The following is a 24,825-nucleotide window of genomic DNA, read 5'->3' on the forward strand; positions in this document are numbered from 1 at the left end:
TCGTCAACGATAACGCCGCCCTTCAGGTTTATCGTGGCGCTCTCAGGTTTTTCGCGAGCCAGTTCGCGCCTACATGGGCCGCTGCGTCAACGCGTTCTACGGCCCGCCCCGCCAGGTTGCGCATCAGCCTGGCGGGACGGGCTTTTTTATTTTCGTCAGGGCTACGTCTGGCTATCGCCCTCATCATCCGAGTTGTCATCACCCGGCTCGTCGGTGGTCGAGTCGTCATCGCCCTTGCTGCCGCCCTGGCCCTCATCGCCGGGCTCAGATTCGGACTTGGCCAACTGCAGGACCTTGCCCTGCCCACTCTGAACCGCAGACACCGCCACGCCGCTCTGCACCGGGTTATGTGCCCAGGCCGTCGACATTCCCAATGACAACAGCACCAGCACCTTCAGTAACAGCACGACTCGTTGAACAATACTCATGGTTGATCCCCTCCTGTCAGTAGGTGAATCCCGCACGAACGCTGTTTAGCGCCGCCAGCGTTGAAGCTAGTCCCGATGCCGGGTTCTCGCCAATCCCCCCATCGGGTGGAGATCAAAAAATGTGGGAGGGGCGGTTTTGCTGCAACCACGAAAAAGGGCGAAGCCATGACAGCTTCGCCCTCTTGTCCACCGCTCAGACCTTAATGGTGCTCGCGGGTCGCACGGAACTTCACATCCGGCCAGCGCTCTTCCATCAACGCCAGGTTGACCCGGGTCGGAGCCAGATAGGTCAGGTGACCGCCACCGTCCATCGCGAGGTTTTCCACGGCCTTGTTGGAGAACTCTTCCAACTTCTTCTTATCGCTGCACTCGATCCAGCGCGCGGAGTACACGGTGATCGGCTCGTAGGAGCATTCGACCTTGTATTCCTCTTTCAAGCGGCTGGCGACCACATCGAACTGCAGCACACCGACGGCGCCAAGGATGATGTCGTTGCTGCGCTCGGGGAAGAACACCTGGGTGGCGCCCTCTTCTGCCAGCTGTTGCAGGCCTTGGCGCAGTTGCTTGGATTTGAGCGGGTCGCGCAGGCGCACGCGGCGGAACAGTTCCGGGGCGAAGTGCGGGATGCCGGTGAAGCCCAGGGTTTCGCCTTCGGTGAAGGTGTCGCCGATCTGGATCGTGCCGTGGTTGTGCAAGCCGATGATGTCACCAGCGTAGGCTTCTTCGAGCTGTTCACGCTCGGAGGAGAAGAACGTCAGGGCGTCGCCGATGCGCACGTCCTTGCCGGTGCGCACGTGGCGCATCTTCATGCCTTTTTCGTAGCGGCCGGAGCAGATACGCATGAAGGCGATACGGTCGCGGTGCTTGGGGTCCATGTTCGCCTGGATCTTGAACACGAAGCCCGAGAACTTCTCTTCCACCGGCTCCACGGTGCGCTCGTTGGCCACCCGGGCCAGGGGCGGCGGCGCCCAGTTCACCACGGCGTCGAGCACGTGGTCGACACCGAAGTTGCCCAGCGCGGTACCGAAGAACACCGGGGTCAGCTGGCCGTCGAGGAATTCCTGCTGGTTGAACTCGTGGCAGGCACCCTGCACCAGTTCCAGTTGGTCGACGAAACGGTCGTACTCGTCGCCCAGGTGGGCGCGGGCTTCGTCGGAGTCGAGCTTCTCGATGATTTTCACATCGGTGCGTTCGTGACCGTGGCCGGCGGTGTAGACAATGATGTAGTCGTCGGCCAGGTGGTACACGCCCTTGAAGTCGCGGTAGCAGCCGATCGGCCAGGTGATCGGCGCGGCCTTGATCTTCAGCACCGCTTCGATCTCGTCGAGCAGCTCGATCGGGTCGCGGATGTCGCGGTCGAGTTTGTTGATGAAGCTGACGATCGGCGTGTCGCGCAGACGGCAGACGTCCATCAGGGCGATGGTGCGCGGCTCGACGCCCTTACCGCCATCGAGGACCATCAAGGCCGAGTCCACCGCGGTCAGGGTGCGGTAGGTGTCTTCGGAGAAGTCTTCGTGGCCCGGGGTGTCGAGCAGGTTGATCATGTGATCGCGATACGGGAACTGCATGACCGACGTGGTAATGGAAATACCCCGTTGTTTTTCCATTTCCATCCAGTCGGAGGTGGCATGGCGGTCGGATTTGCGGGATTTCACCGTGCCGGCCACTGCGATTGCCTTGCCCATCAGCAAGAGCTTCTCGGTGATGGTGGTTTTACCGGCATCGGGGTGGGAAATAATGGCGAAAGTGCGGCGTTTCGCGACTTCGGCGGCCTGGTGGGTCATGGGAAATCGCCTGGCAGGTGAGTCAAAAAAGGGCGGCGAGTATAGCGCAAACCGGGAGTGGCGGACCACCGTTCACCCCATTGGGGGTGGCTAAATGCTGCCAAGTATGGAACCTTTTAAAAGGTCGAGACGTCCACTCCCCTGCTACCGCACTCGTAACAGGGGCTGAAAAATCAGCAAGTTAGCCTGACGAGGCTGCGCTCATGGCTTGACCTCATGCCGCTTTTGCCGGCATTGGCAAGCTGCTTTTCGCGACCACATTCGCCGACAGCCAGGAATGGCATTGCCGCTCGGGAATGTGCCCGCCGACTGAAATAAAGGAGTCCGCCTGTGGCTATTCGCTATGGCAAAGGGCTGATAGGAGGAGCGGTTGTCGTCGCTCTCCTGGCCCTGCTGATCCACTGGATCGGCATCAACACGATCGAACTGTACCGCGACGATTTGTTGTTTTACCTACAAGCTCACCTGATTCTGGTCCTCGTCTCCATGCTGGCCGCGCTGATTGTGGGCCTCCCCGCCGGTATCCTGCTCAGCCGACCGAACATGGTCGGGCGCGCCGAACGCTTCATGCAGATATTCAACATCGGCAACACCGTCCCTCCCCTGGCCGTACTGGCCATCGCCCTCGGCGTGCTGGGCATCGGCAGCGGCCCGGCGATCTTCGCGCTGTTCCTCGCCTCGTTGCTGCCCATCGTGCGTAACACCTACGAAGGCCTGAAGAATGTTCAGGGTTCCCTGAAGGAAGCAGCCACCGGCATCGGTATGACGCCGCTTCAGGTGCTGTTTCGCGTGGAGTTGCCCAACGCCGTGCCGATCATCATCGGCGGCGTGCGCGTGGCCCTGGCGATCAACGTCGGCACCGCACCGCTGGCGTTCCTGATCGGCGCCAACAGCCTGGGCAGCCTGATCTTCCCCGGCATCGCCCTGAACAACCAGCCGCAACTGCTGCTCGGCGCCGCATGTACCGCGCTGCTGGCGTTGTTGCTCGACGGCCTGGTGACCATGGCCAGCCGCCTCTGGCTGGAACGCGGGTTGCGTCCGTCTTAAGGACTGCAAAGGAATCGACATGAAAAAACTAAGCTTGATATTAGGCTGCGTCCTGCTGCTTGCAGGAATTGCGCAAGCCGCTGAAAAACCGGTGATCCGCATCGGCGCCCGGGTGTTCACCGAACAGACCCTGCTCGCCGAAATCACCTCCCAGTACCTGCGCACCAAGGGTTACGACACCCGTGTGACCGGCGGCCTGGGCAGCAACCTGGCGCGCAGTGCCCAGGAAAGCGGGCAACTGGACCTGATCTGGGAATACACCGGCGTGTCGCTGGTGGCCTACAACCACGTGGACGAGAAACTCGACAGCGAACAGTCCTACGCTCGAGTGAAAGAACTCGACGCGAAAAAAGGCCTGGTCTGGCTGTCGCCGTCGCGTTTCAGCAACACCTACGCCCTGGCGCTGCCGCAGAAGGTGGCCAAGGAACATCCTGAGATCAACAGCATCAGCGACCTCACCCAAGCCATGGCGCAAACCACCCAGGAACACCGCCTGGTCGCCCTGGACACCGAGTTCGCCAACCGCTCCGACGGTCTGGCCGGCATGGTCAAGCTCTACGACATGAACCTGACCCGCAAAAACACCCGGCAGATGGACGCCGGCCTGGTCTACACCGCCCTGCGCAACGGCCAAGTGTTTGCCGGTCTGGTCTACACCACCGACGGTCGCCTCAACGCCTTCAAATTGAAGCTGCTGGAGGACGACAAACACTACTTCCCGGACTACACCGCAGCCCCGGTGGTGCGTCAGGTTTATCTCGACGCCCATCCTGAACTGGCCGCAGAGCTTGCGCCACTGGCCGCGCTGTTCGATGACGAAACCATGCGTCAACTGAACGCGCGGGTCGACGTCGACCATGAAAGCCCGTCCGCCGTGGCCGCCGACTTCCTGCGCCAACATCCACTCAACTAAGAGGAGAAGACATGGAATTTTTAAACGCCTTTTCCCATCTTGATTGGGCCCAAGTCCTGCACTTGACCGGGCAGCACATCACCCTGGTCGGTATCGCCGTGATCCTCGCGATTGTCGTCGGCGTGCCCCTCGGCGTGCTGATGACCCGCTTCCCGACCCTGGCCGGCCCGCTGCAGGCCAGCGCCACGGTGCTGCTGACCGTGCCGTCCATCGCCCTGTTCGGCCTGTTGCTGCCGTTCTACTCCAAATTCGGCCAGGGCCTGGGGCCGATGCCGGCGATCACCGCCGTGTTCCTCTACTCCCTGCTGCCGATCATGCGTAACACCTACCTGGCCCTGACAGGCGTCGAACCGGGCATCCGCGAGGCCGCCAAAGGCATCGGCATGACCTTCGGCCAGCGCCTGCGCATGGTCGAACTGCCGATTGCCGTGCCGGTGATCCTCGCCGGGGTGCGCACCGCCGTGGTGATGAATATCGGCGTGATGACCATCGCCGCCACCATCGGCGCCGGTGGCCTGGGTGTACTGATTCTGGCTTCCATCAGCCGCAGCGACATGTCGATGCTGATCGTCGGCGCCGTGCTGGTCAGTCTCCTGGCCATCTTCGCCGACCTGCTTCTGCAATGGCTGCAACGCTCGCTGACTCCAAAAGGATTGCTCAAATGATCGAACTTCAAAACCTGTCCAAGACCTTCCAAAGCAACGGCAAGACGGTGACCGCCGTCAACGATGTAAGCCTGACCGTCAATGAAGGCGAGATTTGCGTATTCCTCGGCCCTTCGGGTTGCGGCAAGAGCACCACGCTGAAAATGATCAACCGCCTGATCAAGCCCACCTCGGGCAAGATCCTGATCAACGGCGAAGACACCACCGACCTCGACGAAGTGACCCTGCGTCGCAACATCGGCTACGTGATCCAGCAGATCGGCCTGTTCCCGAACATGACCATCGAGGAAAACATCGTGGTCGTGCCTAAGCTGCTGGGCTGGGACAAGCAGAAATGCCACGACCGCGCCCGCGAGTTGATGAGCATGATCAAGCTTGAGCCCAAGCAGTACCTGCACCGCTACCCGCGTGAATTGTCCGGTGGCCAGCAACAGCGTATCGGCGTGATCCGAGCCCTGGCGGCGGATGCGCCGTTGCTGCTGATGGACGAACCGTTCGGCGCGGTCGACCCGATCAACCGCGAGATGATCCAGAACGAGTTCTTCGAGATGCAACGCGCGCTGAACAAGACCGTGATCATGGTCAGCCACGACATCGACGAAGCCATCAAGCTGGGCGACAAAATCGCCATCTTCCGCGCCGGCAAGCTGCTGCAGATCGACCACCCGGACACCCTGCTGGCGCACCCGGCGGACGAATTCGTCAGCAACTTCGTGGGCCAGGACAGCACCCTCAAGCGCCTGCTGCTGGTAAAAGCCGAAGACGCGGCGGACAACGCCCCGTCGGTGAGCCCGGAAACTCCGGTGGCCGATGCCCTGGAGCTGATGGACGAGCTGGACCGCCGCTATGTGGTGGTCACCTGCGCCGAGAACAAGGCGCTGGGTTATGTACGACGTCGCGACCTGCACCGTCAGACCGGTACCTGCGGCCAGTACCTGCGCGAGTTCAACGCCACGGCGGCGTATGACGAGCATTTGCGCATCCTGCTGTCGCGCATGTACGAGTTCAACCGCTCGTGGCTGCCGGTAATGGATGCCGAGCGGGTGTTCCTCGGGGAAGTGACCCAGGAATCGATTGCCGAGTACCTGAGTTCCGGTAAGTCCCGTGGGGGCAAGACCAGTATCGTTTCGCCTGCCGAGACTGCGTTGGCTTGAGGCACATTGTTGCCGCCGCCCACTGGGCGGCGGCACCCCTTGTGGGTCTACGTGTTTTTACCGTTGGGGTTACACCGGTTATTTCCGTCCAGCTTCATAATCACATCATGTGCCACATAAGGGCGAGCGGGCTCCAGACTCCACGTCGTTTTATTAACTGCGATGGTAGGAGAATCTAAATGGCAAGCCAGCTGACGACGCATACTGCTGCCAAGATGATCAAAATTCCACTGCGGGTGCGTGGCGCCTTTAATAGCTAACTCTGCATACACTTCATCGACCTTGCCAACCCCAGCTCTTCTGCCGCACTCGGTTGGCGTTACCGTCAGGGATGCAATCGTACCTAATACGGGCTCTTGGTAGTTTTCGACCCATTCGACTTTTTCAATATAGTCGGACACTTCCTCTATTACCTCCCCCCTGGCCCCATAGATTTTCTTCTCACAAGAATGAGCATCGACAGGAGGCTGCGCTAAAGCCGCCTGCGCCGCCGGCAGTGTGCAATAGCTCGCATCAGGTGCCGCGAGCGATGTCGAGTACTGATCTGGCGGGTAATAAGCGAACTTCGCTTCTTCAGAAGCGTTTCTTGGAAGCTGAACTTTGATGACCGGTTTCCAGGAGCTTTTGGCCGGTGGTGTACTGGTCTGCTTTATCCAACGGCACTGGTCGTCGGCCGCCAACCGCCGCCCTTCAAATGCTTTCGCATTATTGTCGACAAAATCAATACCACCTACATAAATAAACGCAGCAATCGGAAGCTCCTTATATGTTCTAGCGGCCACTTTGGAAGGGTCGGTATCGTCCGGATGAGGCGCATCAAAAGGGGTTCTGCTAGTTTCCCAATTTCGATACCAATAATCATCATCCGGCCAAGTTTCGATTCGAAGCTCAGTTTGCGTGGCCTCAGCGTCGCTTTTTTCCTCGGGGTCAGCCGCCAGCATTTTGCGACTTTCGACAAACGCGTTAAACGCGTCCGCCTTGTTGAAAGTGCCAAAATAATCATTCGCTGTGTCAAAGCCGCATTGAAATTTGTGGGCCTTGTAGGCATCAGGATCACTGGTCTGAAGATCATAATGTTTCATCCACGCCTGAGCGTTGCTGATGCCCAGGTTCTGACAATAGTCCTCAACTGCCCCGAGCGTATCCCCCCCCTCGATATAATCACCGCAACCTTTATTAGTGCGGCCGCCGGTCCACGAGTCAATAGCAAAGGCACACAGTACCAGCAGCTTGAATTGCGTTTTTTCATCCACAAAGTCTGCTGGCAGAAAGGCGAGACCGTTGTACTTCAGCAACCCGAGGCCATCATATTTCGTGTCCGTGCGCAAATAAGAAACCGACACACCACCGTTGGACACAATACCATTACCGCCCGCTGCCGCATTGTGTGAGTTAGGCCCCGGATTCCAAGGGCGAAAAAACTCTTTACTGTCGATACCACGCAAGATTATTCCCGAAAAGTTTGACGCCAATCTACCATTACCGCAGTCCCTGGCTGTAAATCGATACCAATAATCCATCATTCGCGCCATATCAGAACCGGGGCTGGCGAACGACCAGGTTGCGAGGACTGTCAACACTGCCAACAGACAAGCCCGCGTGGCTCTTATAATCATTTTTTTACACATGATAATCTCCCTGCATCATTAACAATGCACGCAAGCAATAATCAAAAAACCCAACAAACACACTGAACAAGACCGCCCCTGAAAACAGCCTATATCTTAATAACCACGCACGTTACGTCATGTATAAAAACAACCAAAACATTACTGACGCCTATTAGTATTCAGCAAAAAAAAGCGAGGTCTACTGTCATAACTAACAGGTCATCATGTTTTTTAATAACATTTCAAAGTAACAACCGGAAGTTATCGAGATTCAGGCAATTTCAGCCCCTGTGCAGGGACCGGACAGCCTTGCCAATCTATCCCTCGTCCACATCCCGCCAGGCAACCCCTCAGGCGAGAATGCGGTCTCTGCTTGCTTCTCATGCCCAGGCGGATAGCCCGTGCCGATGACACCGCAGGGAACATCTGGCTGTCATCCAGGTCGGTTAAAAAGTACCTAAGCCGTTCAGCAAGACGAACGCGTGCAAAAACGCGACATTTTTAGTTGATCTATGGCCCCTCACGTCCTAAAGTTCGCGCCGAACGTCCATGCTGGAAACGATCCATCCGGCTCAAGTACTGACGACGAGACAGCAAGGCCAAGGGTAGCGGTAGCGCCCATGGCCTTTTTGCTTTCGGCGACATGCCTTGGGAAGTAGGCGAACCAAAGTGGGGATACGGAGGACGTTCATTTGCACCCATTGATCAAATCAGTTTGCCCTTAGGAGTTCCCAGCATGTCGATCAACGTCGAAGATTATTTCGCGCGCGCCACTTTTGACAAAATGAAGGCGTTCGCCGACAAACAGGAAACCCCGTTCGTGGTGATCGACACCGCGATGATCAGCCAGGCCTACGATGACCTGCGCGCCGGTTTCGAATTCGCCAAGGTGTATTACGCGGTCAAGGCCAACCCCGCCGTCGAGATCATCGACCTGTTGAAAGACAAGGGTTCGAGCTTCGACATCGCCTCGATCTATGAGCTGGACAAGGTCATGGCCCGCGGCGTCAGCGCCGACCGGATCAGCTACGGCAACACCATCAAGAAATCCCGGGACATCCGCTACTTCTACGAGAAGGGCGTGCGCCTGTTCTCCACCGACTCCGAAGCCGACCTGCGCAACATCGCCAAGGCCGCGCCGGGTTCGAAAATCTACGTGCGAATCCTCACCGAAGGCTCGACCACGGCCGACTGGCCTCTGTCGCGCAAATTCGGCTGCCAGACCGACATGGCCATGGACCTGCTGATCCTCGCCCGCGACCTGGGCCTGGTGCCTTACGGCATCTCGTTCCACGTTGGCTCGCAACAGCGCGACATCAGCGTGTGGGACGCAGCGATCGCCAAGGTCAAAGTGATCTTCGAGCGCCTGAAGGAAGAAGACGGCATCCACCTCAAGCTGATCAACATGGGCGGTGGCTTCCCGGCCAACTACATCACCCGCACCAACAGCCTGGAAACCTATGCCCAGGAAATCATCCGCTTCCTCAAGGAAGATTTCGGCGACGATCTGCCGGAAATCATCCTGGAGCCAGGCCGTTCGCTGATCGCCAACGCCGGCATCCTGGTCAGCGAAGTGGTGCTGGTGGCGCGTAAATCCCGCACCGCCGTCGAGCGTTGGGTGTACACGGATGTGGGCAAGTTCTCCGGCCTGATCGAAACCATGGACGAAGCCATCAAGTTCCCGATCTGGACCGAGAAGAAAGGCGAGATGGAAGAAGTGGTCATCGCCGGTCCTACCTGCGACAGCGCCGACATCATGTACGAAAACTACAAGTACGGCCTGCCGCTGAACCTGGCCATCGGTGATCGGTTGTACTGGTTGTCGACCGGTGCGTACACCACCAGCTACAGCGCGGTTGAGTTCAATGGCTTTCCGCCGTTGAAGTCGTACTACATCTGATCGTCCCCCATAGGAGCCGGCTTACCGGCTCCTATGGGTTCAGTTGCGCGGCACGCTGCTGGTAGGCCTCGGCCATCGCTCGAATCTGCGGATCATTCGCCGCCGCCAACGCCTTGTGCGCCACCCGCAAAAACTTCAGATTCCCGCCTGCCAGTGCCTTGCGCAACCACGCCAGCGCCGCCTCGATCTGACCGCTATCGGCCAGCACCGCCGCATAACTGAACTGCCCACGGAAATCCCCGGCTTCGGCTGAACGGCGATACCATTGCACGGCCGCGTCCAGATCCTTCGGACAACACCGGCCCTCTTCCAGATAGCGCCCCACCAGGTTCATGGACTTGGCATGCCCCTGCTCCGCCGCCTGGCGATAACACCTCAGCGCGTGGGCCTGGTCTTCAGCGACGCCGCGACCGGTGGCCAACAGGTTGGCGTAGTTGTACTGCCCCCAATCCAGCCCGGCTTCGGCGGCCATGCGATATTCCCGCGCCGCCGCCGCTTCATCGGCGACGCAGCCCCAGCCATGTTCCCGGCACCGCCCGAGCATGTTGCGCGCCATCAAGTGCCCGCCCTGCGCCGCGATCTGGAACCAGCGCAAGGCCAGCGCTTCATCGCGCTCAATGCCGCGCCCGTCCAGCAGGATCTGCCCGAGTAAAGCCTGGGCATCCACCACGCCCTCCTTGGCCGCCATCAGGATCGCCTGGGCCGCGCGCACCGGCGAATCGTCAAGCATGCTCTGCAGTTGCTCGACGTTGAGCACTTCTTCACGGCGCAATAAAAAGCCCATGCTCAGACCTCGACCCAGCGACGCAACAGGTTGTGATAGGTGCCGGTAAGCTGGATCAGCGCCGGATGGTCGGGGACGTCCGCCGTCAGTTGCCGGATCGCGCCGTCCATCTCGAACAGCAGGGTGCGCTGGCTGTCTTCGCGCACCAGGCTCTGGGTCCAGAAGAACGAGGCATAGCGCGCGCCACGGGTCACGGCGTTGACTTTGTGCAGGCTGGAACCGGGATACAGCACCATGTCGCCGGCGGGCAACTTGACGCGCTGCAGGCCGAAGGTGTCCTGGATTTCCAGTTCGCCGCCGTCGTAGTCCTCCGGGTCGCTGAAGAACAGGGTGGACGACAGATCGGTGCGCACGCGCTCATGGCTGCCCTTGGGCTGGCGCACGGCGTTGTCGATATGGAAGTCGAAACAGCCCCCGGCCGTGTAGCAGTTGAGCAGCGGCGGGAAGACTTTATGGGGTAACGCCGCTGACATGAACAGCGGGTTTTGCCATAAGCGCTCAAGCATCGCCGCGCCGATTTCCTTGGCCAACGGATGCCCTTCGGGCAGTTGCAGGTTGTGTTTGGCCTTGGCGGACTGGTGGCCGGCGGTGATTTTGCCGTCAGCCCAATCGGCGTGTTCCAGGGCTTGGCGGATGCGCTGCACTTCCTCGCGAGAGAACAGGCCGGGAATGTGCAGCAACATGGGCGATACCTGAAGTCAGAAAGACGTCAATGGTATTGATTCTTATCCACTCTGTAAAACGCGAGGACGAACGAGAGTGTAAAAACCGTAAACGAAAAGTGTAAAGAATGTAAATTCAGTACGAATAGCAATGTATCGCAATTGATAGAAAGTCTTGTTCAACCTATATTCCGCGACCTCACATCCTTGGGGAAAGGACACGTCATGTCGCGCACCATTGCAAAAATACCTGCCAGTTCACCACGCCTGCTGGCGTCAGCCATTGGCGTTGCCCTCGGCGCCAGCTCTGTCGCCCACCTGGCGCAAGCGGCCGAAGACACCGAGCAGAAAGGCCAGCGCAACAGCATCTCCCTGGGCGCCACCAACATCACCGGGGAAGAACAGGACAACACGTCCTACCAGGTGGAAAAAGCCTCGTCGCAGAAATACACCGCACCGCTGGTGGACACGCCACGCTCAGTGACCGTGGTGCCGCAACAAGTGCTCAAGGACACCGCCGCCACCTCGTTGCAGGACGCCTTGCGCACCGTGCCGGGCATCACCTTCGGCGCCGGTGAAGGCGGCAACCCCCAGGGCGACCGCCCGTTCATCCGTGGTTTTGACGCCCAGGGCGACACCTACCTGGACGGCGTGCGCGATACCGGCGGCCAGAGCCGCGAGATCTTCGACATCGAATCGATCGAAGTCAGCAAAGGCCCGAACTCCTCGTTCGGCGGGCGCGGCTCGGCCGGCGGCAGCCTCAACCTGGTGAGCAAGACCCCGCAAGCACGGGACTTCACCAACGGCGGCTTCACCTATGGCTCCGACCAGACCCGTCGCTACGTGCTCGACGTCAACCGTCAGTTCCTCGACGACAGCGCCGCATTCCGCCTGAACCTGATGAGCCACGAGCAGAACGTGGCCGGGCGCGATGCGGTCAACTACGACCGTTGGGGCGTGGCGCCGTCGCTGACCTTCGGCCTGGGCACGCCGACCCGCGTCAACCTCAGCTACTACCACATGGAAAGCGACGACCTGCCGGATTCGGGGATTCCCTATGGCTACGGTTCATCGACCGCCACCGCCCACGTGCATGACAAACCCAACGATGGCGGCGACAGCTCTAACTTCTATGGCTTGAAGGACCGCGACTTCCGCAAGACCCGCGCCGACATCAGCACGATCTCCATCGAGCACGACCTGAACGACACCATGACGCTGAAAAACACCCTGCGGCATGGCAGCACCGGCCAGGACTACATCCTGACCCAGCCGGACGACAGCAAACTCAACGTCAACAAATACGGCACCGTATGGCGCCGCGCCAACAGCCGTGTGTCCACCACCACGACCACCACCAACCAGACCGATCTGTTCGGCAGCTTCCAGGCCCTGGGCTTCAAGAACTCCTACTCCACCGGCCTGGAATTCACCGGCGAAGAAACCCGTGTGAGCAGCTATACCATCAGCCCCAACACCAACCCGGTGTGCACGGTGGCCAAAGGCAGCCTGGGCGGCCAGTGCACCTCGCTGAGCAACCCGAACCCGGACGACGCCTGGACCGGCAGCATCGCGCGTAACTACAACGGCACCAACACCAAGGCCACCAGCCGCGCGGCGTATGTGTTCGACACCATTGAACTCGATCCGAAATGGCTGCTGAACGTCGGCTTGCGCTACGACACCTTTGATACCGAGGCCAACACCAACGCCACCACCGGGCGCACCAAGATCAAGGACGACAGCCAATTCTTCAACTGGCAGGCCGGCCTGGTCTGGAAGCCGCTGGATAACGGCAGCATCTATGCCTCCTACGCCACCTCGGCAACGCCTGCCGGCGGCCTGCTCGGCGAAGGCTCGGACGGCAACCCGCTGTCCGCCGGCGCCGCCACCAGCGACCTGCAACCGGAAGAAACCGTCAACTACGAACTGGGCACCAAGTGGGACCTGTTCCACGACCGCCTGTCCCTGACGGCCGCGGTATTCCGTACCGAAAAGAAAAACACCCGCATCCTGGTGGATGCCCTGACCTACGAAAACGCCGGCGAATCCCGGGTCGACGGTGTGGAGTTGTCCGCCAGCGGCAAGATCACCGAGCAATGGCAAGTGTTCGCCGGCTACAGCTACCTCGACAGCGAACTGGTCAGCGCCGGTCTCAATGGTCGTAACGGTGTAGTCAGCGCAGGTTCGAACAAGGGCAACCAGATGCCGAACACGCCGAAGAGCACTTTCAGCCTGTGGACCACCTACGCCATCACCCCCAAGCTTACCGTCGGTGGCGGCGCGTTCTATGTCGACCAGGTTTACGGCGACGCGGGCAATACCGTGTATGTACCGTCCTACACCCGCTACGACGCCATGGCCAGCTACAAGCTGACCAAGAACATCGACCTGCAATTGAACGTGCAGAACCTGACCGACAAGACCTACTACGACAAGGCCTTCTCGACGCACTTCGCCAACCAGGCGGCCGGGCGCACGGCGTTGTTGACCACCAGCTTCCACTTCTGACGCGCTCGACGCGCAGCCAAAAGCCCCACGTATCGAATGCGTGGGGCTTTTGCGTGTAAAACAGAATGTTTCTCGACAAGCCACGGCATAATGCGCGCCGTGCCCTACATATTCAGATAGACGAGGCGGTCAGACGTGTTGAAGAAAACCCTGTTCCAGTTGCACTGGTTCTTCGGCATCACTGCCGGGCTGGTGCTGGCCTTGATGGGGATCACCGGGGCGGCGGTGTCGTTCCAGGACGAAATCCTGCGAGCCCTCAACCCGACGGTGCTCAGCGTGGAAAAACGCGAAGCCGGCGTGTTGCCCCCCGCCGAACTGGTGCAAAAGCTCGAAGCCACCGAAGGCAAACGCGTGTCGATGCTCTGGGTGGAAAGCGACAGCGGCAACGCCGCGCGCGTATTCTTCACCCCGCCACCGGGCGAGCGACGTGGCCAGATGCGCTACTTCGATCCCTACACCGGCGATTACATGGGCGATGCCGTCGGTCAGGACGTGTTCGGTTTTCTCCTGCAACTGCACCGCTTCCTGGCCATCGGCGAAACCGGGCGCAATATCACCGGCGCCTGCACGCTGATCCTGGTGTTTTTCTGCCTTTCCGGGCTGTACCTGCGCTGGCCGCGCCAAGTCACGAGCTGGCGTGCCTGGCTGACGCTGGACTGGCGCAAAAAGGGCCGCAGCTTCAATTGGGACCTGCACTCGGTGTTCGGCACCTGGTGCCTGTTGGCTTATCTGCTGGCGGCGCTGACCGGGTTGTCCTGGTCCTACGACTGGTACAGCCAGGGTCTGACCAAACTGCTGTCCGACGCCCCACAAAATGAACGCATGCGCAAACGCGGTCCGCCGCCCGAAGGCCCGGCGCCGGTGGCCGACTATGACGCAATCTGGAGCAGCATCTACAGCAACGCCGGCGCGGGCTTGAGTGCCTACAACATCCGCATGCCGGCCGTGGCCGGCCAACCGGCGACCGTCTACTACCTGCTCAAAGACTCGCCCCACGACCGCGCGCTGAACCAGATCGACCTGGACCCGGCCACCGGCGCGGTCAAATCCCATGACCGATATGCCGACAAACGCCTCGGCTCGCAGTTATTGACCAGCATTTATGCGCTGCACACCGGCAGCTATTTCGGCCTGGCGGGGCGCATTATCCTCACCGTCAGCTCGCTGCTCATGCCGCTGTTCTTCATCACCGGCTGGCTGCTGTACCTCGACCGACGCCGCAAAAAGCGCCAGATCCGCGAGGCGCGCAAGGGCCTCGACGCCCACCACAGTGACGCGCCGGCCTGGCTGATCGGTTTTGCCAGCCAGAGCGGTTTTGCCGAGCAACTGGCCTGGCAGACCGCCGGGCAATTGCAGGCGGCTGGCCTGCCGGTGAAGGTGCAGCCCTTGGGCAGCGTCAGCCAGGATGACCTGCGCCAATCGGAAAATGCATTGTTTGTCGTCAGCACCTTCGGCGACGGCGAAGCCCCCGACAGCGCGCGGGGGTTCGAGCGCGGCGTACTGGGCCAGAACGTGTCCCTCAAGGGTTTGAACTACTCGGTGCTGGCCCTGGGTGATCGCCAGTACGAACACTTCTGCGGGTTTGCCCGTCGCCTGCATTTCTGGCTGACCAACCAGGGCGGCAACCCATTGTTCGCGCCAGTGGAAGTGGACAGCGGCGACACCGCCGCCCTGCTGCACTGGCAACAACAGCTTGGGCAACTGACCGGCCACGCACCGGCGGCGGCCTGGCCGACCGCCCGGTATGAAAACTGGACACTGAGCCAGCGCACCCTGCTCAACCGTGGCAGCAGTGGCTCGGCGGTGTATCTGCTGGGCCTCACGTCGGCATCGCCCCAGCGTTGGCAAGCCGGCGATCTGGTGGAAATCCTGCCGCGCAACAGCCCGTGGGCTATCGAGCATTTCCTTGCGGGTCTGGGCTTGGCCGGCGACGAAGACGTGCAGATCGACGGTTTGGCTCAAACCCTCAACCAGGCCCTGGCGACGCGCCAACTGCCGGCCAATCGCGCTCACCTCGTGGGCCTGCACGCCCAGGCGCTGGTGAACGCCCTGGCGCCCTTGGGCATGCGCGAATACTCCATCGCCTCGATCGCCAGCGACGGCGTGCTCGAACTGATCGTGCGCCAGGAACGCCACCCGGATGGCGGCCTGGGCCTAGGCTCGGGATGGCTCACCGAGCACGCGGCCATCGGCTCGGCGATCAGCCTGCGCCTGCGCCGCAACAGCGGCTTCCACCTGCCGGACGCACCGGTGCCGCTGATCCTGCTGGGCAACGGCACGGGCCTCGCCGGTTTGCGCAGCCTGCTCAAAGCACGCATTGCCGATGGCCTGCAGCGCAACTGGTTGTTGTTCGGCGAACGTACGATCGCCCACGACTACCTGTGCCAGGACGAGCTGCAAGGCTGGTTGGCCAGTGGTGATCTGGCGCTGCTGGACCTGGCGTTTTCCCGGGACCAGGAGGAGAAGATCTACGTACAGGATCGCCTGCGCGAGTCGGCGGAGGTGCTGCGTAAATGGCTGGCGGACGGTGCAGCGATTTATGTGTGCGGGAGTTTGCAGGGGATGGCTGCGGGCGTGGATCAGGCGCTGGTGGATATTCTGGGGCGTGAGGCAGTGGAGCGGTTGATTGAACAGGGCCGTTATCGTCGGGATGTTTATTGACCGTGGGGTTGGGGTTCGGCTTTAGATCCGCCCCTCACCCCAGCCCTCTCCCCAAAGGGGCGAGGGAGCCGATTGGGGGATGCTCGAGAGGGGTGTCGGCCTGATCGTTCTGCTGGGAATCCATAATCGACTCGGTATTTCAAGTCGGGGTCGGCTTTGAATCCGCCCCTCACCCCAGCCCTCTCCCCAAAGGGGCGAGGGGGCCGATTGGGGGATGCTCGAGAGGGGCGTCGACCTGATCGTTCTGCTGGGAATCCAAAATCGATTCGGTATTTCAAGTCAGGGTCGGCTTTGAATCCGCCCCTCACCCCAGCCCTCTCCCCAAAGGGGCGAGGGGGCCGATTGGGGGATGCTCGAGAGGGGTGTCGACCTGGTCGTTCTGCTGGGAATCCAAAATCGATTCGGTATTTCAAGTCGGGGTCGGCTTTGAATCCGCCCCTCACCCCAGCCCTCTCCCCAAAGGGGCGAGGGGGCCGATTGGGGGATGCTCGAGAGGGGTGTCGACCTGATCGTTCTGCTGGGAATCCATAATCGACTCGGTATTTCAAGTCGCTGAATACCTCAATACACCCCGGTAGGCTCCCTCTCCCCTCCGGGGAGAGGGCGGGGGGTGAGGGGCGGATTTCGCCCCATGCCCCAATCCCCAACTACACTCCAATCTCCCCCCCACTTCACAAGGACCGTGAAGCATGCCAACCCGCCCCACCCACCACCAACGCCAATTCGCCAGGTACCTGCGCGCCAACCAGACCGACTGCGAGCAACGCCTCTGGCAAAAACTGCGCGCCCGGCAAATCGCCGGCTTCAAGTTTCGCCGCCAGTACCCATTTGCGCCTTACATCCTCGACTTCTACTGCGTCGAACAATCACTCGCGATCGAACTCGACGGCGGCCAACACTACGACCCTCAGCACATCGCCCACGATCAGCGCAGAACCCATTACCTGAACCAACAAGGCATACGGGTACTGCGCTTCAGCAACCTGGATGTCCTGGCGCAAATGGACGCCGTGCTCGAACAAATCCTGCGTGCGGTGACACCCCATCCAGCCCCCGCCGGATGAGCATCAGCTCAACCCAGCCACCATGTTGACCGCCTTGACCTCGTTGACGACAAACGCCGTGTACACGTCCTTTACCCCTGGAAAGCCATTGATGTGCTGCCTGGCAAACTCACTGAAGGCCGGCATGTCGGTGGCCAGGACGGTCAGTTGGTAATCGAACGCGCCGGAAATGCAGTGGCAGGCAATCACCTGTTCAAACGAAGACAGGGAGGCCTCGAAAGCCTGCATGTGCGCTGTGTCTTTCTGATCCAGCGCGACCTGGACAAACGCCCGCACGCTGTACCCCAACATTTTCGCATCGATGCTCGCGTGGTAGCCCCGCACCACGCCGGCCTCTTCAAGCCGCTTGACCCGACGCCAACACGGCGATGCTGGAAATCCTGCTCCAGGGCATGAATGGAAGGCGACGTTATCGCACGATTCTCTACGTGCCCGGCTCCCTTAAACATCCAGCAAAACATCATCAGTCAAGGCAGAACAACACAGCGACCAGCACCAGCAACAACAAGGGCGGGTTGCGCAGGATTCTCGCCCATATCGGTCGAGGCGCCGTGTTCCTGTCACGCTCACACATAGGTCAACCAATGGGCGCAGTGTTCATAGGCGTCCTGTGCAACGCCTGGACGGCAGCGGCAGCGGCCGCGGACTCGATCTGGATAATTGGCGTCGTGCCGCGATGGGTATCGCAGGCCTATGGTAGACAGACGCCAGGGGTGCTTTTTTGCGTATTTGCCGAGCGGGAACGCCAGGCTACAGAACGGTCATTCCATCTCTGTGAGATTCACCGATCCGTTGTTCCAATCCGACGAAAAACCACACCGACGGATCAGGCGTTCGCCGGGCTGACCGCCAGTTCGATCATTTCCGCCCGCTTGATCAGCGCATACACCACGCCGGTCAGCAAGCTGCCGGCGACAATCGCCAGCAAGTACAGGAGCGCATGGTTCATCGCGTTGGGGATCACCAGCACGAACAGGCCGCCGTGGGGCGCCGCGAGCTTGCAACCGAAGTACATCGACAAGGCACCGGTCAACGCGCCGCCGGCAATGCTCGCCGGGATCACCCGCAGCGGGTCCTTGGCGGCGAACGGAATCGCGCCTTCGGAAATAAAGCACAGCCCCAGGATCATCGCCGCCTTGCCAGCCTCGCGTTCGGTCTGGGCGAACTTGCGCCGCGCCAGGAATGTAGCGATGCCCATTCCGATCGGCGGCACCATGCCGGCGGCCATGGTCGCGGCCATCGGTGCACCGCTCTGCGCCGCCAGCAGGCCGACGGAAAACGCATACGCCGCCTTGTTGATCGGCCCGCCCAAATCGACGCACATCATGCCGCCCAGCAGGATGCCCAGCAGCACCGCATTGGTGGTGCCCATGGTGGCGAGGAAGTCGGTGAGACCGGTGAGCATGCGCGCTACCGGCGGGCCCACCAGGTAGATCATCGCCAGGCCCGTGAACAGGCTCGCCAGCAGCGGGATGATCAGGATCGGTTTGAGGGCCTCCAGACTTTGCGGCAACTTCACCGCGCGGGTGATCAGCTTGACGCAGTAGCCGGCGAGGAAACCGGCGAAGATGCCGCCGATGAACCCCGCACCCAACGTGCCCGCCAACAGCCCGCCGATCATGCCGGGGGCTATGCCGGGACGGTCGGCGATCGAGTAGGCGATGTAGCCCGCCAGCAACGGCACCATCAGCATGAAGGCGCGGTCGCCGACGGTTTTCAGCGCCGCCGCCAGGGTGCCTTCCTGCTCGAACGCGTGAATGCCGAACACGAAGGACAAGGCGATCAACAGCCCGCCCGCCACCACCATCGGCAACATGAACGACACACCGGTAAGCAAGTGTTTGTAAACGCCGGTTTTTTCCTTTTTAGCTACCGCACCGCTGGCCGCGCTTTCTATCGCGCCTTCGGCCAAAGCCTTGTTGAGGGTCGCTTCGGATTGCTTGAGGGCAATGCCGGTGCCGCAGCGGTAGATCTTCTTGCCGGCGAAGCGCTCGGTGGCGACTTCGATGTCGGTCGCCAGCAGCACCACGTCGGCATCGGCAATCGCCTGCGGGCTCAATGGCGTGCGTGCGCCGACCGAGCCTTGGGTCTCGACCTGCAAGTCATAGCCCAGGCGCTTGGCCGTCTGCTGCAAGGCCTCGGCGGCCATGAAGGTGTGGGCCACGCCGGTGGGGCAAGCGGTGATCGCGACAATCCGCGGTACTTGTCTGGCCGCCGCTTCAGTCGCCACATAGACCTCGGCCTCCTGGGCGCCGCGTCGCAATACCGCGTCGACGTCCGCCAGCGCCTGGGCCGGGGTGCTCTGGAACACGCGCTTGCCGACAAAGCGTTGCATATCCACGCCGGTGCTGCTGACCAGCAACACCCATTCGGCGTCATCAAGGGTCGACTGGGACAGCTGGCGTTCCGGGTGCTGCACGTCCACCACTTCGACGCTGGTGCTCCAGCCCTGGCGTTGCGCGGCGGCGTCCAACAAGCGGGCGCACAGCACACTGGTGACCATGCCGTTCGGGCAGGCAGTAACAATGGCTAACTTCATCACAATCCCTCTTATTGTTCTGTCAGCGCGCGCACGTGGACGCCGCTCTGCAAAGATTCAAGCTGCGCGTCATCGCTGATGCCGAAACCGATCTGCGTCACCGCCATCGCCGCAATCGCCGTGGCGCGGCGCAAGGTGGTGTCGGGGACATCGAAACGCAGCAGACCGTGGAGCATGCCGGCGAGCAACGAGTCGCCGGCGCCCACGGTGCTGGCCACGCGGACCTTCGGCGGCGTCGCATGCAGCGCCGTGCCCGGACTGAACCAGTTCACGCCCTCGGCCCCCTGGGAGATCACCACATGCTCCACGCCCTGGGCGTGCAAGCGCTCGGCCGCCTGGGCCTGTTGCGCGGGCGAATCCACCGCGCAGTCGAGGGCTTCGGCGAGTTCTTCGGTGTTGGGTTTGATCAGCCACGGGCCGGCTTTCAGACCGGCGCGCAGCGCCTCGCCGCTGGTGTCCAGAGCGACGTTCAGACCGAGGTTTTTCAGGTGTTCCAGCAGGCCCTGCAACCACTGCGGGCTGACGCCCCGGGGCAAGCTGCCGGCGACGACGACCGCATCATGGCCCGGCGCAATCGCCACCAGTCGGTCAAGCAGCGCTTGCTGCGCCTGTGCACTGACCAGCGGGCCCGGCGCATTGATGTCGGTGACGCGCCCGTCCTGTTCGGCGATCTTGATATTGCTGCGGGTTTCGCCGGGCACGCGGATGAACGCGTCGGTGAAGCCCCGTTGTGCGAACAGCGCCTCGAAGGCCTGGGGATTGTCTTCACCGAGAAAGCCGCTCACGGTCAGTTGGTGGCCCAGGTCGGCGAGCACCTGCGCCACGTTCACGCCCTTGCCGGCAGCATGGCTGAGCAGGGCTTCGCTGCGGTTGACTTCGCCCGGTTCCAGGTGCGCCAGGCGTACCGTCAGGTCCAACGCCGGGTTCAGCGTCAGGGTCAGAATCCTTGCCATCTACACGGCCTCCACGAGGGCACGCACTTCGGCGGGCGAGCCCACCGCCAGTGCTTTTTGCGCCAGGCCCTGGGCCTCGCTCAGACTGAATTCACGCACCCGCGCCTTGACTTCGGGAATGCTGCGGGCCGACACACTCAACTCGTCCACCCCCAGGCCGATCAGCACCGGCACCGCCAGCGGGTCGGCCGCCAGCTCGCCGCACACGCCAACCCATTTGCCATGGGCATGGGCGGCGCGCACGGTGATGTCGATCAGTTGCAGGACCGCCGGGTGCAGGCCATCGGCCTGGGCCGACAGCGTCGGGTGGCCACGGTCGATGGCCAGGGTGTACTGGGTCAAATCGTTGGTGCCGACGCTGAAGAAATCGACTTCCCTGGCCAGCACCGGCGCGAGCAACGCGGCGGAAGGCACCTCGATCATGATCCCCAGTTGCAGGTCCGCCACCGGGATTTCCAGGCGCAGGCGCTCGGTCATGTCGCGGGCCGCACGCCACTCGTCGACGCTGCCGACCATGGGGAACATGATGCGCAGCGGGCGGTTGTCCGCCGAACGCAGCAACGCGCGCAATTGCGCTTCCATGATCTGCGGGCGTTGCAAGGTCAGGCGAATGCCACGCACGCCGAGGAAGGGGTTTTCCTCCTTGGAGATCGGCCAATACGGCAGCGGTTTATCGCCGCCCACATCGAGGGTGCGCACCACCAGCGGGCGACCGTCGAGGCCGTCGAGCACACGCCGGTATTCGGCTTCCTGGGTGGCTTCGTCCGGCGCTTGCGGATGGGCCATGAAAATCAGCTCGGTACGCAGCAAACCGATGCCTTCGGCGCCCTGCTCCACCGCGTTGGCCACGCCGGCGCTTTCGCCGATGTTGGCGAACACTTCCACGGCGTGACCGTCACGGGTCACCGCAGGCTCATGGCGCTGGGCCGAGGCGATTTGCAGGCGTTGTTCACGGGTATCGCGCTCGACGGTGGCGCGTTGCAGCGTATCGGCATCAGCATCCACATGCAGGCGGCCGCGTTGGCCATCGAGCAACAGCGGCGTGCCGGTGGCCAGCAGCAACACTGACGCGCCGGCGCCGACCAGCGCGGGAATGCCGAGGGCACGGGCGACGATGGCGCTGTGGGCCGTGGCGCCGCCACGGGCGGTGAGGATGCCGGCGACACGCTCCGGGTCGAGGCGCGCGACGTCCGACGGGCCGACTTCGTCCATCACCAAAATGTAGGGTTCGCTCGGCTCCGGGGCGGTTTCGATGCCGCACAGTTGCGCCAGCACCCGGCGGCCGACGTCACGCAGGTCGGCGGCGCGCTCGGCGAGCAAGGCGTCCTGCAGCGACTCCTGCTGCCTGGCGGCGGCTTCGATCACACTCATCCACGCCGCTTGCGCGCTTTCGCCTTGCTTGAGGCGTGTGTCGACTTCGTCGCTGAGTTCCGGGTCGTCGAGCATTTCCTGGTGGGTGATGAAAATCTCGCGGATCGCCTTGGCCTGGCTGCGTTCGATCAGGCTCTGGATGTCGCTACGCACTTCGGTCAGGGCATCCTGCAAGCGTTGGCGCTCGATGCTGGAGGACTCGCCGCGCAGGGGGTAGTCGAACACTTGTTGAATCTGGATATGCGCAGGGCCGATGGCGATGCCGGGGGCGGCAGCGATGGCCTGGATCTGGCTACCGGACAGCGGCGCGCTGACTGTCGGTTCGATATCGAGGGGTTCGGGCTGGGCGCTCACGGTCGGCAGCGGCTCGACGGCTTCGCCCAGGCCTTCTTCGACGGCGGCCAACAACGCGGGCAGCGCATCGCCGGCAATCGTGGGTTCGGCGACGAACTCCAGCACCTGGCCACGCCGGGCGCCAAGGCTCAGCAGTTTGCTCAGGCTTTTTACCGACACGGCACCCACCGGGCCGTCGACGATGCGCACGCGGATATCGCCGTCAAAACTTTTCGCCAACTGCGCGAGGATCTTGGCTGGCCGCGCATGCAGGCCATGGGCGTTGGCCAGGGTGATACGCGCGCTGGGCCAATCCGCGGGCAGTTCGCCGCCGAGCACTTCAAGCACCGCGCGGCTGCTGGTGGCGCGGCCGAGCTCGTGGCCGCGCCCTTCGATCAGCAGCGCACACAGGCGCTCAAGCAGGGCCTGATGGGCTTCGCCGAGGCTGGCGAGGCAAAACAGGCCGATGAGCGGCTGGCCGAGGTAACGCATGGGTTTGTCCGGGGTGACAAAGGCCAGGCCCGGGCGCTTGACGGTCTGTTCGCTGTGCAGCCACCACAGGCCATCGCCCAGGGGCAGCGCATCGACCTGCTGCAGGACGGCGGCGAACCCATTGCTGACGCAATCGGCCTGGCGCAACAGACGTGCCCCGCGCCATACCAGCTCTTCGAAATCATCGGCGGACACGCCCAGGCTGATCATCTGTGCATCCAGCGCCAGTTCCTGGGGCGCGCCTTGCAGCAGTTTCAGCAACGCTTCGGCGCTACCGGCACGGCGCAGCGCCTGGCCCAGATCGGTTTCACCGAGGGCGCGGGTGAGCAGTTGCAACAGACGCAGGTGTTCATCGGATTTGGCGGCGATGCCAATGGCCAGGTAGACGATCTGGCCATCGCCCCAGTCCACCCCTTCGGGGAACTGCAGCAGGCGCACGCCGGTGGAAAACACCTGGTCGCGGGTTTCGGGGGTGCCGTGGGGGATGGCAATACCTTGGCCGAGAAAGGTCGAGCCTTGGGCTTCACGGGCCTGCAAGCCGCTGAGATAACCCTCGGCGACCAGGCCATCGGCCACCAGTTTTTCAGCGAGCAGGTGCAGGGCGGCAGACTTATCCACAGCGCTCTGGCCCATGGAAATCTGCTCTACAGTGAGCTCAAGCATGCCGTTCTCCTAGTTAGTGCGGTGGCCGCACTAGGTATTGTTTTGAATAAAACAGTGTAAGGGTGTTTGGAGGTCAGTGACTGAGTGGTCAATGGGCAGTTACCACTGCGTCGCTAAGATCGTAAAAATACGCCTGCTGAAACGTTTAATCTAGAATTTATGGCAGATTACGCGTTAATTGCGCATCCTTGAACCACCACTCGGCACCTGAGCTGAGACGTTGGTCGTCTGCAGTAATCGGTTACGATTGGACAAAATGTCGGGGCCAGCTACAGAAAACAAGGAAATCCCGGTTTGAAACTCAGTGATATCGCACGTCTCGCCGGTGTGTCCGTGACCACCGCCAGCTATGTCATCAATGGCAAGGCTGAACAGCAACGCATCAGCAACGCGACCGTCGAGCGGGTGCGTGCCGTGGTGGAAGCCCATGGCTTTACCCCCAACCCCCAGGCCGCCGGGCTGCGCAGTCGGCATACGCGCACCTTGGGGTTCATCCTGCCCGACCTGGAAAACCCCAGTTACGCACGCATTGCCAAGCTTTTGGAACAAGGCGCGCGCGCACGCGGCTATCAACTGTTGATCGCCAGTTCCGACGATGAGGCCGAGAGCGAGCGCCAGTTGCTGCAACTGTTCCGCGCGCGCCGCTGCGATGCGCTGTTCGTGGCCAGTTGCCTGCCGGCCAGCGATGACAGTTACCGCGAACTGCAAGCCAAGGGATTGCCGGTAATTGCCATCGACCGGGTGATGGAGCCGGGGCAGTTCTGCTCGGTGGTCAGCGACGACCGCCAGGCCTGCCAGCAATTGACCAGCAGCCTGCTGCACCCGCTGCCCAAGCAGATCGTGCTGATCGGCGCGCGGCCCGAGCTGAGCATCAGTCAGGAACGTGCCGCCGGCTTTCGCGAAGCGTTGCGGGGCTTCACCGGCGAGGTGCTGATCGAACACGGCGAAGCGTTCAGCCGCGACTGTGGCCGACAGTTGATGGAACAATTGCTGCAACGCCTGGGGCATTTGCCTGACGCGTTGATCACCACGTCCTACGTGCTGCTGCAAGGCGTGTTTGACGCCCTGCACGACTACCCATTGAAGTCCCGGCCGCTGCGCCTGGGCACCTTCGGCGATACCCAGTTGCTGGATTTCCTGCCGTTGCCGGTCAACGCCATGGCCCAGCAACATCAACTGATCGCCGACACCGCCCTGCGCCTGGCCCTGGCGGCGATCGAAGAGAAACACTATCAACCCGGCGTGCACGCCATCGGCCGGACGTTCAAGCAGCGTATTCACGAGGCCTGAA

At 61.7% G+C, this 24,825-nt stretch carries 18 protein-coding genes; 9 read left to right on the forward strand and 9 right to left on the reverse strand.

Annotated features, from left to right (window positions below):
* Positions 1-161: 161 nt before the first annotated feature.
* Both BLR63_RS18270 and BLR63_RS18275 read right to left on the reverse strand, forming a co-directional pair.
* The gene (locus tag BLR63_RS18270; RefSeq protein WP_010565545.1) at positions 162-428 is read right to left on the reverse strand and encodes a hypothetical protein; all 267 of its coding nucleotides are present in this window, start codon (positions 426-428) and stop codon (positions 162-164) included.
* A 200-nt stretch (positions 429-628) separates the two neighbouring features.
* Complete coding sequence (locus BLR63_RS18275; protein ID WP_010565546.1) at positions 629-2,212, reverse strand: peptide chain release factor 3; 1,584 nt, start codon at positions 2,210-2,212, stop codon at positions 629-631.
* Positions 2,213-2,542: 330 nt separating this feature from the next.
* Between BLR63_RS18275 and BLR63_RS18280 the strand changes: the two genes are divergently transcribed.
* Genes BLR63_RS18280 through BLR63_RS18295 form a run of 4 tightly spaced genes read left to right on the forward strand, consistent with a single transcriptional unit; the run spans position 2,543 to position 5,991 of the window.
* Positions 2,543-3,259, forward strand: coding sequence for an ABC transporter permease (locus tag BLR63_RS18280; RefSeq protein ID WP_010565547.1), 717 nt, complete (start codon positions 2,543-2,545; stop codon positions 3,257-3,259).
* A gap of 19 nt (positions 3,260-3,278) precedes the next feature.
* Positions 3,279-4,172, forward strand: a complete 894-nt coding sequence (locus tag BLR63_RS18285) for a glycine betaine ABC transporter substrate-binding protein (protein WP_010565548.1) — start codon at positions 3,279-3,281, stop codon at positions 4,170-4,172.
* Between the two features lie 11 nt (positions 4,173-4,183).
* Positions 4,184-4,837 (forward strand): ABC transporter permease, encoded by a 654-nt coding sequence (locus BLR63_RS18290; protein WP_010565549.1) that lies wholly within the window; start codon positions 4,184-4,186, stop codon positions 4,835-4,837.
* Entirely contained in the window at positions 4,834-5,991 is a 1,158-nt protein-coding gene (locus BLR63_RS18295; protein ID WP_010565550.1) for an osmoprotectant ABC transporter ATP-binding protein OsmV, read from the forward strand. The genes BLR63_RS18290 and BLR63_RS18295 overlap by 4 nt, the downstream gene beginning before the upstream one ends.
* Positions 5,992-6,038: 47 nt before the next feature.
* On the opposite strand, the gene BLR63_RS18300 is transcribed toward BLR63_RS18295, so the two are convergent.
* Positions 6,039-7,436: a DUF2599 domain-containing protein gene (locus BLR63_RS18300; protein ID WP_231998085.1), complete on the reverse strand. Its 1,398-nt coding sequence runs from the start codon at positions 7,434-7,436 to the stop codon at positions 6,039-6,041.
* Positions 7,437-8,337: 901 nt separating this feature from the next.
* Between BLR63_RS18300 and BLR63_RS18305 the strand changes: the two genes are divergently transcribed.
* On the forward strand, positions 8,338-9,501 hold the full coding sequence (locus tag BLR63_RS18305) for a type III PLP-dependent enzyme (protein WP_010565552.1): 1,164 nt from the start codon (positions 8,338-8,340) through the stop codon (positions 9,499-9,501).
* A 31-nt stretch (positions 9,502-9,532) separates the two neighbouring features.
* Here BLR63_RS18305 and BLR63_RS18310 read toward each other — a convergent pair whose 3' ends face one another.
* Together BLR63_RS18310 and BLR63_RS18315 are read right to left on the reverse strand one after the other, a co-directional pair.
* Positions 9,533-10,285 carry a tetratricopeptide repeat protein gene (locus BLR63_RS18310; protein WP_010565553.1) on the reverse strand — a complete coding sequence of 251 codons (753 nt, stop codon included), beginning with the start codon at positions 10,283-10,285 and terminating at the stop codon, positions 9,533-9,535.
* Between the two features lie 2 nt (positions 10,286-10,287).
* Positions 10,288-10,968: a Fe2+-dependent dioxygenase gene (locus BLR63_RS18315; protein WP_010565554.1), complete on the reverse strand. Its 681-nt coding sequence runs from the start codon at positions 10,966-10,968 to the stop codon at positions 10,288-10,290.
* 204 nt (positions 10,969-11,172) lie between these two features.
* Between BLR63_RS18315 and BLR63_RS18320 the strand changes: the two genes are divergently transcribed.
* From BLR63_RS18320 to BLR63_RS18330, 3 genes are all read left to right on the forward strand, one after another.
* Positions 11,173-13,458 (forward strand): TonB-dependent receptor, encoded by a 2,286-nt coding sequence (locus tag BLR63_RS18320; RefSeq protein WP_010565555.1) that lies wholly within the window; start codon positions 11,173-11,175, stop codon positions 13,456-13,458.
* Between the two features lie 135 nt (positions 13,459-13,593).
* Positions 13,594-16,119 (forward strand): PepSY domain-containing protein, encoded by a 2,526-nt coding sequence (locus BLR63_RS18325; RefSeq protein WP_042946978.1) that lies wholly within the window; start codon positions 13,594-13,596, stop codon positions 16,117-16,119.
* 689 nt (positions 16,120-16,808) lie between these two features.
* Positions 16,809-17,183 (forward strand): endonuclease domain-containing protein, encoded by a 375-nt coding sequence (locus BLR63_RS18330; protein WP_010565557.1) that lies wholly within the window; start codon positions 16,809-16,811, stop codon positions 17,181-17,183.
* Between the two features lie 3 nt (positions 17,184-17,186).
* Here the strand turns inward: BLR63_RS18330 and BLR63_RS18335 are convergent, their stop codons facing one another.
* The 4 genes from BLR63_RS18335 to ptsP form a co-directional block, all read right to left on the reverse strand.
* A complete protein-coding gene (locus BLR63_RS18335; RefSeq protein ID WP_130926101.1) occupies positions 17,187-17,474 on the reverse strand; it encodes an Lrp/AsnC family transcriptional regulator in 288 nt (95 codons plus the stop codon).
* A 535-nt stretch (positions 17,475-18,009) separates the two neighbouring features.
* Positions 18,010-19,722 carry a PTS fructose-like transporter subunit IIB gene (locus tag BLR63_RS18340; RefSeq protein WP_010565559.1) on the reverse strand — a complete coding sequence of 571 codons (1,713 nt, stop codon included), beginning with the start codon at positions 19,720-19,722 and terminating at the stop codon, positions 18,010-18,012.
* Positions 19,723-19,733: 11 nt separating this feature from the next.
* Positions 19,734-20,675 carry a 1-phosphofructokinase gene (pfkB, locus tag BLR63_RS18345; RefSeq protein WP_010565560.1) on the reverse strand — a complete coding sequence of 314 codons (942 nt, stop codon included), beginning with the start codon at positions 20,673-20,675 and terminating at the stop codon, positions 19,734-19,736.
* Complete coding sequence (gene ptsP, locus BLR63_RS18350; RefSeq protein ID WP_010565561.1) at positions 20,676-23,534, reverse strand: phosphoenolpyruvate--protein phosphotransferase; 2,859 nt, start codon at positions 23,532-23,534, stop codon at positions 20,676-20,678.
* 294 nt (positions 23,535-23,828) lie between these two features.
* On the opposite strand from ptsP, the gene cra reads away from it, so the two are divergent.
* Entirely contained in the window at positions 23,829-24,824 is a 996-nt protein-coding gene (gene cra / locus BLR63_RS18355; protein ID WP_010565562.1) for a catabolite repressor/activator, read from the forward strand.
* Position 24,825 lies beyond the last annotated feature (1 nt).

Origin of the sequence: Pseudomonas extremaustralis (genome assembly GCF_900102035.1) — a bacterium.
Taxonomy (GTDB): domain Bacteria; phylum Pseudomonadota; class Gammaproteobacteria; order Pseudomonadales; family Pseudomonadaceae; genus Aquipseudomonas; species Aquipseudomonas extremaustralis.